General features: G+C 74.5%; 11 protein-coding genes. 7 read left to right on the top strand and 4 right to left on the bottom strand.

Annotated elements, in window-relative coordinates:
* Positions 1 to 77: 77 nt before the first annotated feature.
* Positions 78 to 2201, bottom strand: coding sequence for a PIG-L family deacetylase (locus AC0VX0_RS00300; protein WP_041103514.1), 2124 nt, complete (start codon positions 2199 to 2201; stop codon positions 78 to 80).
* Entirely contained in the window at positions 2198 to 3316 is a 1119-nt protein-coding gene (locus AC0VX0_RS00295; RefSeq protein ID WP_221844566.1) for an acyl-CoA dehydrogenase family protein, read from the bottom strand. Before AC0VX0_RS00295 ends, AC0VX0_RS00300 begins: the two co-directional genes overlap by 4 nt.
* Positions 3317 to 3477: 161 nt before the next feature.
* On the opposite strand from AC0VX0_RS00295, the gene AC0VX0_RS00290 reads away from it, so the two are divergent.
* The 3 genes from AC0VX0_RS00290 (at position 3478) to AC0VX0_RS00280 (ending at position 7391) form a co-directional block, all read left to right on the top strand.
* Positions 3478 to 3906 carry a Fur family transcriptional regulator gene (locus tag AC0VX0_RS00290; RefSeq protein ID WP_119217636.1) on the top strand — a complete coding sequence of 143 codons (429 nt, stop codon included), beginning with the start codon at positions 3478 to 3480 and terminating at the stop codon, positions 3904 to 3906.
* Positions 3907 to 3973: 67 nt separating this feature from the next.
* Complete coding sequence (gene pgm / locus AC0VX0_RS00285) at positions 3974 to 5692, top strand: phosphoglucomutase (alpha-D-glucose-1,6-bisphosphate-dependent) (RefSeq protein WP_119217637.1); 1719 nt, start codon at positions 3974 to 3976, stop codon at positions 5690 to 5692.
* 193 nt (positions 5693 to 5885) lie between these two features.
* Complete coding sequence (locus tag AC0VX0_RS00280; RefSeq protein ID WP_061867219.1) at positions 5886 to 7391, top strand: aldehyde dehydrogenase family protein; 1506 nt, start codon at positions 5886 to 5888, stop codon at positions 7389 to 7391.
* Between the two features lie 11 nt (positions 7392 to 7402).
* Here AC0VX0_RS00280 and AC0VX0_RS00275 read toward each other — a convergent pair whose 3' ends face one another.
* Together AC0VX0_RS00275 and AC0VX0_RS00270 are read right to left on the bottom strand one after the other, a co-directional pair.
* Positions 7403 to 8242: a glycerophosphodiester phosphodiesterase family protein gene (locus AC0VX0_RS00275; protein WP_357013024.1), complete on the bottom strand. Its 840-nt coding sequence runs from the start codon at positions 8240 to 8242 to the stop codon at positions 7403 to 7405.
* Between the two features lie 131 nt (positions 8243 to 8373).
* Complete coding sequence (locus AC0VX0_RS00270) at positions 8374 to 8832, bottom strand: Lrp/AsnC family transcriptional regulator (RefSeq protein ID WP_206481390.1); 459 nt, start codon at positions 8830 to 8832, stop codon at positions 8374 to 8376.
* Positions 8833 to 8955: 123 nt separating this feature from the next.
* Here AC0VX0_RS00270 and AC0VX0_RS00265 point away from each other — a divergent pair, with 123 nt between their 5' ends.
* The 4 genes from AC0VX0_RS00265 (at position 8956) to AC0VX0_RS00250 (ending at position 13745) form a co-directional block, all read left to right on the top strand.
* The gene (locus AC0VX0_RS00265) at positions 8956 to 10386 is read left to right on the top strand and encodes a DUF6421 family protein (protein ID WP_357013023.1); all 1431 of its coding nucleotides are present in this window, start codon (positions 8956 to 8958) and stop codon (positions 10384 to 10386) included.
* A gap of 3 nt (positions 10387 to 10389) precedes the next feature.
* Positions 10390 to 11067: an SDR family NAD(P)-dependent oxidoreductase gene (locus tag AC0VX0_RS00260; protein ID WP_036316546.1), complete on the top strand. Its 678-nt coding sequence runs from the start codon at positions 10390 to 10392 to the stop codon at positions 11065 to 11067.
* A gap of 1 nt (position 11068) precedes the next feature.
* Positions 11069 to 12142 (top strand): threonine aldolase family protein, encoded by a 1074-nt coding sequence (locus AC0VX0_RS00255; RefSeq protein ID WP_041103500.1) that lies wholly within the window; start codon positions 11069 to 11071, stop codon positions 12140 to 12142.
* A 100-nt stretch (positions 12143 to 12242) separates the two neighbouring features.
* On the top strand, positions 12243 to 13745 hold the full coding sequence (locus AC0VX0_RS00250; RefSeq protein ID WP_036316542.1) for an amino acid permease: 1503 nt from the start codon (positions 12243 to 12245) through the stop codon (positions 13743 to 13745).
* Positions 13746 to 13753: the final 8 nt, after the last annotated feature.

Below are 13753 nucleotides of genomic sequence, written 5' to 3'. Positions count from 1 at the left end.
CGTCGCGGTCCGGTGCCGAGTCTTGGCGGTGCCCCCCGGACCCGGCCCGGCCCCGTACCCCTGCTCCCCGGCCGGCCTCACCCGGGCCGGCCCACCGCCTTGAGGTACCCGGAGAACCCGCCGGGGGTCCGCCCCTCCAGGCGGGACGAGGTGAGCACGCGGGTGGTGTCGGTGGCGATCACGCGCACCCGGCGGCCGTCACCGCCGTCGCGCTCCCCCGCCAGGGCCCGCACGGCCTCGGCCAGGCCGACGTCCTCGTGCTCGGCCACCGGCGGGAACCCGCCCACGGCCTCATACAGCGACCACGGCAGCCCCAGGTTCGCCCCGTGCACGTGCGCGTGCCCCTCCTCGTGCCGGTAGCCGCGGAGCCAGGCCTGCCGCAGCGGCCCCTGGCGCACGTCCACCGTGCCCAGCACGAGCGCCTCGTCGCGGCCGGCGGCCACGGTCTGCGCCAGCAGCCAGTCGGCGGGGACGCGGCTGTCCGCGTCGGTGGAGGCGAGCCAGAGGCGCTCGGCGGGCACGTCGGGGAACAGCGCGCGGGCCCGGCGGGCGCCCTCGACGCGGGCCCGCCCGACGCCGGCCTGCCCGGCGGTCGGCTCCCCCAGTTCGAGGACGTGGATGCGCGGGTCGGCGGCGCGGGCCTCGAGGGCGGCGGCCACCGTGGCGTCGTCGCAGCGGTCCGCGGCGACCACGACCGCGGCCGTGCCCTGCGCGTGGTGCTCCTCCCAGCGGTCCAGGGCGGCGGTGAGGGCCGCGAGCGCGGCCGGCAGCCGCTCCTGCTCGTCCTTGGCGGGCACCACGACGACGGCGTGGGTCGCGGCGGCGGCCCGCACGTGGAGGCTGAGCCGGAAATCGTCCTCCACGAGCTCGGTGCGCAGCCGCCAGCGCGGGTCGGCGGCGACGCGCGCGTGCACGGCGTCCCCGTCCAGCGGCCAGCCCTCGATGGGGTGGCGCCAGTGGCACAGCAGCAGCTCGCCGCCGGGGGCGAGCGCGGCGTCGGCGTCGTCGATCAGCGCGTCGAGCTCCTCGGGCTGCAGGAAGTAGCCGATCTCGGAGGCGATCACGAGGTCCGCGCCGGCGACGTCGGCCGGCCAGTCCGCGGGCAGCACGGCTCGGCGCACCTCGGCGTGCGGCGTGCCGGCCAGCCGGGCGGCGGCGCGCTCGACGGCGGTGGAGGACGCCTCGAGGCCGACCACGCGGTCCGCGCGCGCGGCCACGTCCGCGGTGAGCACGCCGATGGACGCGCCCGCCTCCACCACGGTCCCGTAGCGGGGCCGGGGCAGGGCGGCGAGGGTGAGCGCCCGCTTGCGGGCCTCGTACGACGAGCTGAGGTAGCGCCACGGGTCCTCCTGGGCCCGGTAGAGCCGGTCGAAGACGGCGGCGGCCCGGTGGGCGTCGGCGTCGTCGGGGCCGGAGACGCGGTGGGCCTCGAACGGGCGCTCGTGGTGGGCGAGCACGGCGGGGCCGAGGATCGCCTCGTCGCCGGGCGCGGCGGAGAGGGGCCGGACCTGGGAGGCGTGCGCGTCGAGGGCGGCACGGCGGGCGGCACGGTCGTCGTCGGTGAGCGGCAGCCGCCGGTAGCGGCGGGCGGGCAGGTCGGCCGGGTCGGCCCAGTGCCAGAACCAGATGGGGAAGGCGTAGAGCGGCAGGTCGCACTCGCCCGCGACCGCGCCGACGGCCCGGCCTACGGCCTCGTGGTCCGCGTGGCCGTCGCCCGGGTCGTGGGAGGCGAGCACGGCGGGGCCGGGGTGGGCGTCGAGGGCCGCGGCGACGGCGTCGCGCACGGCGTCCTCGTGCTCGGCCACGCCGGAGTCGGGCAGGGCCAGGGACGCCCAGGTCAGCCGGTCCCGCGCCGGGGAGCCGGGGCCTGCGGAGGCGGGCAGGCCGGCGGCGAGGGCGTCGAGGGCGTGCTCCATCTCGTCCCGGCGCAGCCGGACCAGGTCCGCGGGCGTGTGCGTGGGCGAGTGCGGGTGGGAGGCCTCGCCGGCGGTGGCGACCAGCACGTGCACGCGTGCCCCGCCGCGCAGGGCGGAGCGGATCAGGCCGGTGGCGGCGAGGGTCTCGTCGTCCGGGTGCGCCACGGCCACGAGCAGCAGCGTCTGCGCGTCCCAGACGGGCAGGCGCAGCTCCGGCAGCTCGCCGACGCCGCCCTCGGCCCAGGCCGCCTCGGACGTGCCGTCGTCGGTGTGGGAGAAGCTCACCACGTCCAGCCGCCGTCGGTCTCGCCGGTCAGGAGCGCGGCGCCCAGCCGGGCGTCGTCGCGGTGTCCGTGGTGCTGGCGCAGGTAGACCTGCAGGTCGGCGACGGCGCGGGCGTGCGCGGCGCTGCCGGTGAGCGGGCCGGGGCCGGTGGCCTGCCCGACGACGTCCATCACCTCGGTGCACAGCTGCGCCACGGTGCCGCGGATCCGGTCGGCCTCGACCATGCCGCGGCCGTGGTCCAGGCGGCCGGCGTCCACGTCGTCGGCGGCACGGGCGAGCAGGGCGGCCATCGCATGGAGCAGCCGGTCGACGCGGCCGAGCGCCGCCTGGCCGATCTGGTCCGGGCCCGGTCCGCGGCCCTCGGCCTCGGCGGCCGCGCGGGCGGCGGTGGCGTTCCGCAGAGTGCGGGCGATGCCGACGGCGCCGCCGAACCACACCGCCGCCACGCCGATGCCGCCCCACGCGAAGCCGGGCCGGCGCAGGTACCACTCGGCGCCGCCGACGGCACTGCCGGGGACGGCGTCGAAGGCCAGGCCCACCGTGCGGATCGGGGCGAGGCCGAGCGCGGGCCAGGCCGAGTCGGTCTCGGCCACACCGGGGTGGGACAGGTCCACGAGCACAGCACGGCGGGTGCCGTCCGCCTCCCGGCCGGTCACGACGGCGGCCGCGCACCGGTCCGCGAGCGAGCACCACGGCTTCTCACCGTCGAGCAGCCAGGCGGTGTCGGGGCCGTCCGGGGCGGGGCGCAGGGCCGGGGTGCGGCCGCCGGACTCGGAGGCGTAGACGCCGAGCAGCCCGGCCGGGGCGGGGACGCCGGCCTGGGACAGGATCGAGAGCGCGTCCAGATGGGGCTCGAGCACGCGGGCGGCCGAGAGGTCCTGCGCGGCGACGGAGGCGAGCAGCTCCCACTGCTCGCGGGTGCGCCCCGCGCCGGTCAGCGGCAGGTCGAGCGGGGCGGCGTCCTCGCCGGACGCGGCGCCGGACGCCGCACGGAGCAGCTCGACCATCGCGTCGACGTCCCCGTCGCAGGCCGCGGCGGCCGCGAGGAGGGCCTGCTCGGCCGGGCGGTCCACGGCTCCACCCGGGACGAGACGGACGGGCTCGGGCTGGGCCATGGGTGGGGACCTCCTCGTCGACGGCGCCCGGGCCGGTGCGCCCCGGGGTCGAGGATTCACCGTAGTCAGCACGGGCACGGCGGGGAATGGCCGATGCGCCGGGGGCGAAGCGGCCCGCTCTTTCTTGACATGTTCCAGAGAACCGGATGGGATCGACTGGCATGGAGACCACGACGCGGGATGAGGACGAGCGCACGCTGCTGCGCGGCGTCGGCCTGCGCGTGACCCGGCCCCGCCTGGCGGTGCTGACCGCCCTCGCCGACCACCCCCACGCGGACGCGTCCACCGTGCTGACCGCCGTGCGTCGGGCCCTGCCCGGCACCTCGCACCAGGCCGTCTACGACTGCCTCCACGCGCTCACCGAGGCCGGGCTCGTGCGCTCCCTGCAGCCCGCCGGCTCCCCGGCCCGCTACGAGATCTGCACGGGCGACAACCACCACCACCTCGTGTGCCGCGGCTGCGGCACGGTCGTCGACGTGCCGTGCCGCACCGGCTCCGCCCCGTGCCTCGACGCCCCCGAGGGCCACGGCTTCGCGGTCGACGAGGCCGAGGTCTACTACTGGGGGCTGTGCGCCGGCTGCCGGGAGTGACCGCCGGCGTCGTCCCGCTGGGCCGCGCGTCTTCCCCCGTCCGCCCGCCCGTGCCAAGGTGAGGCACATGACCGAGAACACCGCCGCCCTGCCCGCCGCCGAGCGTCCCGGCACCCCCGCCCTGCCGCAGGACCTCATCGACGTCGACGCCCTCCTGGAGGCGTACCGCACCGGTCACCCGGACGTGACGGATCCGGCGCAGAAGGTCGTGTTCGGCACCTCCGGCCACCGCGGCTCCGCGTTCACGACCTCGTTCAACGACGACCACATCGCCGCCATCACGCAGGCCGTGGTCGAGTACCGCGCGCACCACGGGATCACGGGGCCGGTCCTCGTCGGCAAGGACACGCACGCCCTGTCCGGGCCCGCGCAGGACACCGCCGTCGAGGTGCTGCTCGGCAACGACGTCGAGGTGCTCGTCGACTCCCGCGGCGGCTACACGCCCACCCCCGCCGTCTCCCACGCGATCCTGCACCTGAACGCCGGGCGCGAGCTGTCGCCGTCGGGCTTTGCGGTGGACGGGGACAACGCCGGCCTCGTGGACGGCCTCGTGATCACCCCCTCGCACAACCCGCCCGCGGACGGCGGCTTCAAGTACAACCCGCCCCACGGCGGCCCCGCGGACACCGAGGCGACCACGTGGATCGCCGACCGCGCCAACGAGCTGCTCGCCGCCGGGCTGGCGGGCGTGCACCGGGTGGCGAGCGCCGACGTCGCCGGCCACGCGAAGCTGGGCGGCTTCGACTTCCTGGACCGGTACGTGTCCGATCTGCCGCAGGTGATCGACGTGGAGGCGATCCGCGAGGCGGGCGTGCGCATCGGTGCCGACCCCATGGGCGGGGCGTCCGTGGCGTACTGGGGCGAGATCGCCGACCGCCACGGGCTGGATCTGACCGTGGTGAACCCGGAGGTGGACCCGCGATTCGGGTTCATGACCCTGGACTGGGACGGCAAGATCCGCATGGACTGCTCGTCGCCGAACGCAATGGCCTCGCTGATCGAGCGGATGACCCCGGACGCGGACGGGCAGGTGCCCTTCGACGTCGCCACCGGCAACGACGCCGACGCGGACCGGCACGGGATCGTCACCCCGGACGGCGAGCTGATGAACCCGAACCACTACCTCGCCGTGGCCATCGACTACCTGTACCGCCACCGCGAGCAGTGGCCCCAGAGCGCGGGCGTGGGCAAGACCCTGGTGAGCTCCTCGATGATCGACCGCGTGGCCGGGGACCTGGGCCGCGAGCTCGTGGAGGTGCCGGTGGGCTTCAAGTGGTTCGTGCCGGGACTGCTGACGGGCACCGGCGTGTTCGGCGGCGAGGAGTCCGCGGGCGCGTCCTTCGTGCAGTTCGACGGCAGCCCATGGTCCACGGACAAGGACGGGCTGCTGCTGTGCCTGCTGGCCGCGGAGATCATCGCCGTGACGGGCCAGTCCCCGTCCGAGCGGTACCGCGACCTCGTGGCCCTGCACGGCGACCCGGCGTACGCGCGCATCGACGCCCCCGCGACCGCCGAGCAGAAGGCGAAGCTGAAGACCCTCTCCCCCGACGACGTCCCCGTGACCGAGCTGGCCGGCGAGACCATCCTCGCGACGCTGACCAACGCCCCGGGCAACGGCGCCCCGATCGGCGGGCTCAAGGTGGTCACGCAGCACGCGTGGTTCGCGGCGCGGCCCTCCGGCACCGAGGACGTCTACAAGATCTACGCGGAGTCCTTCCGCGGCCCCGAGCACCTGACGCAGGTGCAGGCGGAGGCGCAGCGGCTGGTGGACGCGGTCATCGGCTGACCCCCACCCCCGCCCGCTTTCGTTCGGGAAACGGCGGCGTGTCGCACCGCTTTCGTTCGGGAAACGGCCGGGCGCGCGCGCCGTTTCCCGAACGAAAACGTCGTGGCGCCCGTCGGGGCGGCACCAGCGGCCGGAGGACGACGACGGCGCCCCGCCCTGCCGCCGCACAGGGCCGCTCGGTAGCGTGGCCGGCATGAGCACGCAGCCCCCCGGTCTGACCACCGACTCCCCCGACTCCCCCGCCGACGATCCGGTCCGCGAGCCGTTGCCCACCGAGGCCCTGCCGATCGCGCCGGCCGGGCCCCGACCCGAGGAGCCGCGGGCCGCCGTCGAGCGGCTGCGCGCCGCCGCCCGCTCCCGCGCCGCCCACCCGCGCGCGGTGCGGGTGCGCCAGCTCAAGGGCCTGAAGCGGATGCTGACCGAGCACGCGGACCGGTTCGTCGCGGCGCTCGGCACGGACCTGGGCAAGCCGGCCACCGAGGCGCTGATCACGGAGATCGTCTCGGTGCGCTCCGAGGTGGACCACGCGCTGCTGCACCTGACCGACTGGATGGAGCCGCGGCCCGTGAAGCTGCCGCTGGCCCTGCGGCCCGCGAGCGCGGAGGTCAGGCCGCGGCCCAAGGGTCTCGTGCTGGTCATCGGCGCGTGGAACTACCCGGTGCAGCTCGCGCTCGCCCCGGTCGTGGGTGCGCTGGCGGCCGGCAACACGGTGGTGCTCAGCCCGTCGGAGAAGGCCCCGGCCACGGCGGCGGCGCTGCGGGAGCTGGTGCCGCAGTACCTGGACTCCGCGCTGGTCTCCGTGGTGGCGGGCGGCAAGGAGTGCAACACCGCGCTGCTGGCGGAGCCGTGGGACCACATCCTCTACACCGGCGGGGAGCGCGTGGGCCGGATCGTCTACGAGGCGGCGGCGAAGACCCTCTCCCCCGTGACGCTCGAGCTGGGCGGCAAGTCGCCGGCGGTGGTGACGCCGTCGCGGAACACGGGAGCGATGGCCCGCCGCATCGCGTGGGCGAAGTTCACCAACGCGGGCCAGACGTGCGTGGCCCCGGACTACGTGCTGGCCGTCGGCGAGGCCGCGCTGCGCCAGGTGACCGCCGAGCTCCCCGCAACCCTGCGCGAGTTCTACGGCGACGACCCCCGCGCGTCGAAGGACTACGGCCGGCTCATCTCCGCCGAGCACGCGGAGCGGCTGCGGGAGATGCTCCAGACGGACCTCGACGCCGGCGCCGAGCTGCTCGTCGGCGGCGACGTGGATGTGGCAGGACGGTACATGGCGCCGACCGTGGTGACGGGCGTGCGGCCCGACGGCGCGCTCATGCAGGAGGAGCTGTTCGGCCCGATCCTGCCCGTGCTGACCGTGGACACCTTCCAGGACGCCCTGGACTTCATCGCGGAGCGCCCGCACCCGCTGGCCGCCTACCTCTTCACGGACCGGCCGAGCTACCACCGCGCGTTCGACGACCAGGTACAGGCCGGCGGCCTCGGCTACGACGTCGGCCTGCTGCACGCCGGCATCGCGACGCTGCCGTTCGGCGGGATCGGCGCGTCCGGGATGGGCGCGTACCACGGCATCCACGGGTTCGAGACGTTCTCCCACCTGCGCCCGTCCATCACGAAGTCGGACCAGGTGGACACGCTCAAGACCGCGTACCCGCCGTACGGGCGGATGAAGCGGGCGCTGCTGCCGAAGATGCTCTGAGGGGGCGGGGATCAGCGCTGCGGCCAGAAGCCGCGTCGGGCGTAGACCTCAGCGAGGACGTCGACGCGGTCGGTCATGACGCCGTCGACGCCGAGGTCGAGCAGGCGCTCGATCTCCGCGGGCTCGTCCACGACCCACACGTGCACCGGCAGGCCCGCCGCGTGGCACCGCCGCACGAAGTCGGCGGTGGCCACGGGCACGCGGCCGTGCCGGACGGGCACCTGCACGCAGTCGACGTCGAGGGCGTACCGGCGCAGCCAGCGGGTCAGTCCCAGCGGGCCCAGCGTCACGAGCGCCGCGATGGCGGCCGCCCCGCCCGACGTCGCCACCCGCTCCGGCCCGTACGCCCGCTCGGGGTGGCCGAGGCGGGCGAGGGCGCGCCGGAAGAGGCGGCGCCGCGAGTCGTGGAACGAGGCGACGAGCACGCGGTCCCACGCGCCGTGCTCGGCGAGGATGCGGGCCAGGGCCGGGGCCGACGCGCGGTCCTTGAGGTCCACGTTGAGGCGCGCCTCGGGGAGCGCCGTGAGCAGTTCGGTGAAGCGCAGCAGCGGCTCCCCGCCGACCGTGACGTCCGCCAGCCGCTCCCACGTGTGGTCGCGCAGCCGGCCGCGGCCCGTGCTGACGCGGTCCAGGGTCTCGTCGTGGAACACGACGAGCTCGCCGTCCGCCGTGGTGCGCACGTCCAGCTCGAGGTAGGTGAACCCGGCGGCGTGGGCGTCCACGAACGCGGCCAGGGAGTTCTCCCGGTCGACGGCGGCGCCCCGGTGCGCGAACCCCAGCGGGTGGCCGCGACGGGCGGGGACGGAGTCGGTGAGGTAGGCGGGGGCGGGACGGGGCGAGGTCGGACGCACGGGATCACCGTAGCGGGGACGGACGGCCGAGTGCCCGCTGCCGCAGCCGGGAACGCGAGAGGTCGGAATGAGCGTCAGACCCGCCCTCATTCCGACCACTCACGTGACAGGTGGGGCCGACGCGCCCGCCCTCAGTCCTCCGCCGGCAACTCCAGCATGGGGCGGTGCTCGTAGAAGGTCTGCAGCACCACGATGGTCCGGGTGGACACCGACGCCGTCTGTCGGATCTCCGTCACGAGGGCCTCGAGCTCGCGCGGTGAGCCCACGCGCACGAAGAGCATGTACGCGGCGTCGCCGGCCACGGAGTGGCACGCCTCGATCGCCGCGATGGACTCGAGGAGCTCGGGGGCGTCGTCGGGCTGGCGCGGGTCCAGCGGGCTGATCTCGATGAACGCGGAGAGCGGCCTGCCCACGGCCTCGGGGTCGAGCAGCGCACGGTAGCCCGTGATCACGCCCGTGCTCTCGAGCCGGCGCAGGCGCGCCTGCACCGCGGAGGTCGAGAGGCCGACCCGCTCGGAGAGCTGGGCGAGCGTGGCGCGCGGGTCATGGGAGACGGCGGCCGCGAGCCGCGCGTCGACAGGGTCGTCCATGCGCCGCACGCTATCAGCCGGCCCCAGCCGCCGGGTTGACAGCCCCATGCCCTCATGGAACCCTTCCGGCAAGTGATTCGCGTCACCGGATATTTTCCGGCGCTTCGACCTCAGGAGGGTTCCATGTCCACCATTCTGCAGCCCGCCCGGACCGACGTCGTCGTCCCGGAGACCCCGGCCGACGCGCGCACCATCGAGACCCACCCGGCCTGGCTCCGCCTCAAGGCCGCCGCCACCGCCCTGCAGCCCCTGCAGGTCAAGGACGGCTCCATCCCGGACCCGGCGGACCACGCCGCCGCGCGTGAGCACGTGGAGACCATCGTCGCCGCCGTCGAGGAGCTCGCCCCGCTCTTCCCGCACGACGCCGCCTACCTCGCCGCCCTGCCCCGCGACTTCGCCCGCTGGGCCGACGGCGGCTTCGCCGAGCCCGACTTCCTGGACTCCCTCATCGCCTTCCAGCCGCAGGAGCACCGCGTCGACGGCGTCCGGCACCTCGTGGTCTTCCCGATGTACACGCAGAACGGCTCCCCCGACCGGCACGTGGAGGCCCTCGTCGTCGAGACCATCTGGCCCGAGTTCATCGCCGCACTGGAGGCCGGCGACTACGGCAACCGCCTCTTCCTCTCCCTGCGCCTGATCGACTTCACCCCCGGCTACGACACGAACTCCGCCGTGCTCTTCCCCGAGACCGTGGCCATGCGCGAGATCCCCACCTTCACGTGGGGCGCCATCTTCCAGGACCGCGAGGCCGCCCGCTTCCGCCGGGTCGTCACCGCCGCCGCCGAGATCACCCAGCTCGAGCTCCCGGCCGAGCTCGCCGAACTGCTCTCCTGCCAGGAGCTCGCCGAGGGCACCTTCGTGATGTGGGACCTCATCCACGACCGCACGCACATGCGCGGCGATCTGCCCTTCGACCCGTTCATGATCAAGCAGCGCATGCCCTTCTTCCTCTACACGCTCGAGGAGATGCGCTGCGACATGACCGCCTTCCGCGAGTGCGTGGCGATCGAGCGCCGCCTCACGGCGCGCGCCGCCGCCGGTGAGCAGCTCACCGCGCTCGAGGAGCAGACCCGCCGCCACGCCGGGCTCGTGCAGCACGCCGTCCTCTTCGACCGCGTCTTCCGCTTCGCCCTCACCGGCTCCCGCGTCCGCAACTACGACGGCCTCGGCGGCCAGCTGCTCTTCGCCTGGCTGCACCGCAAGGACGTGATCCAGTGGCGCGACGTCGAGCTCAGCGTGGACTGGGACCGGCTCGCCAACGCCGTCGTCGAGCTGGGCGACGCCATCGACACGCTCTACTGGGAGTCCATCGACCGCCCCAAGACCGTGCACTGGCTCCAGGCCTACGAGCTCGTCGCCTCCGTGGTCACCCCGCACCCGGCCTCCGTGTGGGCGCAGGGCCTGCCGCGCGAGGTGCTCGCCGGCCCGCCCAAGGGCTACACCGACCTCGTGCTCGACGACGAGTTCCCGCTGTCCATGTTCTTCGAGGCCCTCGAGAAGAAGATGTGCGGCGTCATCGAGTCCACCGCCGGGATCCGCGGCACGGACGCCTGACCCGTGGCCGCCCTGACCGACCGCGCCGTCCTGATCGCGGGCGCCACGAGCGCCTCGGGCCGGGCCGCCGCCCGCACCCTCCTCGACGCCGGCGCGCACGTCGTCGCGACCGGGCGCGACGCCGCGAAGCTCGCCCCCCTCGCCGAACTCGGCGCCGAGACCGCGGCCCTGGACCTCACGGACGAGACCGCCGTCCGCGGCCTCGTCGAGGACCTGCACGCCCGCGGCACCCGGATCGACGGCCTGCTCCACCTGGTGGGCGGCTGGCGCGGCGGCGGGGGCCTCGCCGGCCAGACCGAGGAGGACTACCGCGCCCTCGAGGCCTCGTTCACGGCGCTGCGGCACGTGAGCCGGGCCCTCGACGACGACCTGCGGGCCTCGTCCGCCGGTCGCCTCGCGATCGTCTCGTCCACGGCGGTGACCCGGCCGCTCGCCGGCGGCGCGAACTACGCCGCGGTGAAGGCGGCGAGCGAGGCATGGACCCGCGCGGTCGCGCAGGGCTGGGCCAAGGCCGCCCGGGACGCGGAGGCGCCGCTGCGCTCGGCGGCCGTCGTGTTCCGCGTGAAGTCCCTCGCCGGGCTCGAGGAACGGCTGGCCGAGGAGTACGCGCGACTGTGGAAGGCTGAGGCGGGCGCGCTGAACGACGCCGTCCTCACGCTCCAGGAGAAGGGAACGGACTGACATGCAGAGGATCCACGATCCGCAGGAGCGGGGCTTCGCCTCGGACAACTACTCCGGCGTCCACCCGGAGGTGCTCGCGGCGATCGCCGAGGCCAACGGGGGCCACCAGGTCGCCTACGGCGAGGACGTGTACACGGCCCGCCTCCAGGAGGTCGTGGCCCAGCACTTCGGCAAGGACGCCACCGCGTGGCCGATGTTCAACGGGACCGGGGCGAACGTCGTCGGGCTCCAGGCCATGCTGCCCCGCTGGGGCGCGGTGATCTGCGCGGACACCGCGCACATCCACGTGGACGAGGGCGGCGCGCCCGAGAAGTCCGCCGGCATCAAGCTGCTGCCCGTGGCCACCGACGACGGCAAGCTCACCCCCGAGCTGATCGCCGCCGAGGCCTGGGGCTGGGGTGACGAGCACCGCGCCCAGCCCCTGGTCGTCTACCTCACCCAGTCCACCGAGCTCGGCACGGTCTACACCCCGGACGAGGTCAAGGCCATCACGGACTACGCCCACGAGCACGGGATGCGCGTCTACATGGACGGCGCCCGCATCGCCAATGCCGCGGCCTCCCTGGGCCTGCCGCTGCGCGCCTTCACCACCGACGTCGGCGTGGACGTGCTCTCCCTCGGCGGCACCAAGAACGGGGCGCTGCTGGCCGAGGCCGTCGTCGTGCTCGACCCGGACGCCGCGGACGGCCTCGTGTACCTGCGCAAGAACCAGATGCAGCTGGCCTCGAAGATGCGCTTCGTCTCGGCGCAGCTGCTCGCCCTGTTCGACGGCGACCTGTACCTGCGCTCCGCCCGCCACGCCAACGCCATGGCCGCCCGGCTGCGCGCCGTCATCGAGGCGGGGGTCGCCGACGGCTCGCTGGCCGGCGTCGAGTTCACGCAGGCCACGGACGCCAACGCCGTGTTCGCCGTCCTGCCCGAGGGCGTGGCCGACCGGCTGCGCGCCCGCTTCCGGTTCTACGACTGGGACGCGGCGCGCCGCGAGGTGCGCTGGGTGTGCGGCTTCGACACGACCGAGGAGGACGTGGACGCGTTCACGGCGGCGCTGCGCGCCGAACTCGTCCCCGCCGTCTGACGGACGCGCCCGGCCGGGATACCCTTCTACCACCGTGCAGCAGGGTGGGACGCCGCGGCCTTCGACGCGCGTCCGACCGCTCCTCCACCGAAAGGCCACCGTGGACACCAGCGCACCCCGGACGTCCCCGTCGACGCCGGCCGCCTCCGCCGCCCACGCCACCCATGAGGGCGGCTCCCTGCAACGCACCCTCAAGTCCCGGCACCTGACGATGATCGCGATGGGCGGCGCCATCGGCACGGGCCTGTTCGTGGCCTCGGGCAACACCATCGCGACCGCCGGCCCCGGTGGCGCCCTCGTGGCCTATGTGGCCATCGGCTTCATGGTGTTCCTGCTGATGCAGTCGCTCGGCGAGATGTCCACGTACCTGCCGGTCTCCGGCGCGTTCGAGGAGTACTCGACCCGCTTCGTGAGCCCCTCGTTCGGCTTCGCCATCGGCTGGAACTACTGGTACAACTGGGCGATCACGGTGGCCGCCGAGCTCGTCGCGGCGGCCCTGATCATGCGGTACTGGCTCCCGGACGTGCCCTCGTGGATCTGGTCCGCGATCTTCCTCGCGCTGCTCTTCGGCCTCAACGCCCTCTCCACGCGCGCCTACGGCGAGAGCGAGTTCTGGTTCTCGCTCATCAAGGTCGCCACGGTGGTGATCTTCCTGGTGCTCGGCGTCCTGATGATCGTCGGCATCCTCGGCGGCTCCTCCCCCGGCTTCCACAACTGGACGGACGGCGAGGCCCCCTTCGTGGGCGGCGGCGCCGGCATCCTGGCGATCTTCATGGTGGCCGGCTTCTCCTTCCAGGGCACCGAGCTGGTCGGCGTGGCCGCGGGCGAGGCCGAGGACCCGGAGAAGAACGTGCCCAAGGCGATCCGCACCGTGTTCGTGCGCATCCTGCTCTTCTACGTCGGCGCAATCACCGTCGTCGGCTTCCTCATCCCCTACACCAGCCCCCACCTGCTGGGCAGCGACGTCGAGGACATCTCGATCTCCCCGTTCACGCTCGTCTTCGAGAACGCGGGCGTGCTCGCCGCCGCCTCCGTGATGAACGCCGTGATCCTCACGGCCATCCTCTCCGCGGGCAACTCGGGCCTGTACGCCTCCACCCGCATGCTCTGGGCCCTGGCCGACTCCGGCAAGGCCCCGCGCTTCCTGGCGAAGGTGAACCGGCGCGGCGTGCCCATGAACGCCCTCTACGCCACCACCGCGGTGGGCGCGGCGTGCTTCCTGACCACGTTCATCGGGGACGGCGCCGCCTACGTGTGGCTCGTCTCCGCCTCGGGCCTGGCCGGGTTCATCGTGTGGATGGGCATCGCCTGGAGCCACTACCGGTTCCGGCGGGCCTACGTCGCGCAGGGCCACGACCCGAAGGACCTGCCCTACCGCGCCTTCCTGTTCCCCCTGGGCCCGATCGTCGCGCTGGTCATGTGCGCCGTCGTGATCCTCGGCCAGAACTACCAGGCGTTCATGGGCGACGTGGACCTCGTGGCCGTGGCCAGCGCGTACATCGGCCTGCCCCTGTTCCTCGCGCTGTGGCTCGGCCACAAGCTCGTCACCGGCTCGAAGCCGGTCCGCTACGAGGACGCCGACCTCACCCGCGTCCTGGACTGAGTCCCCCA

This window comes from Micrococcus sp. iso_26, assembly GCF_056172975.1.
The sequence above is the reverse complement of the archived record's forward strand: the minus strand, read 5'-3'. Positions and strand labels throughout refer to the sequence as shown.

Bases quoted from the DNA above. Each gene is read 5' to 3' on its own strand.
- pgm (WP_119217637.1), top strand. From the start codon at position 3,974: ATGACCGAGAACACCGCCGCCCTGCCCGCCGCCGAGCGTCCCGGCACC.
- AC0VX0_RS00265 (WP_357013023.1), top strand. From the start codon at position 8,956: ATGTCCACCATTCTGCAGCCCGCCCGGACCGACGTCGTCGTCCCGGAG.
- AC0VX0_RS00280 (WP_061867219.1), top strand. From the start codon at position 5,886: ATGAGCACGCAGCCCCCCGGTCTGACCACCGACTCCCCCGACTCCCCC.
- AC0VX0_RS00290 (WP_119217636.1), top strand. From the start codon at position 3,478: ATGGAGACCACGACGCGGGATGAGGACGAGCGCACGCTGCTGCGCGGC.
- AC0VX0_RS00270 (WP_206481390.1), bottom strand. From the start codon at position 8,832: ATGGACGACCCTGTCGACGCGCGGCTCGCGGCCGCCGTCTCCCATGAC.
- AC0VX0_RS00255 (WP_041103500.1), top strand. From the start codon at position 11,069: ATGCAGAGGATCCACGATCCGCAGGAGCGGGGCTTCGCCTCGGACAAC.
- AC0VX0_RS00295 (WP_221844566.1), bottom strand. From the start codon at position 3,316: ATGGCCCAGCCCGAGCCCGTCCGTCTCGTCCCGGGTGGAGCCGTGGAC.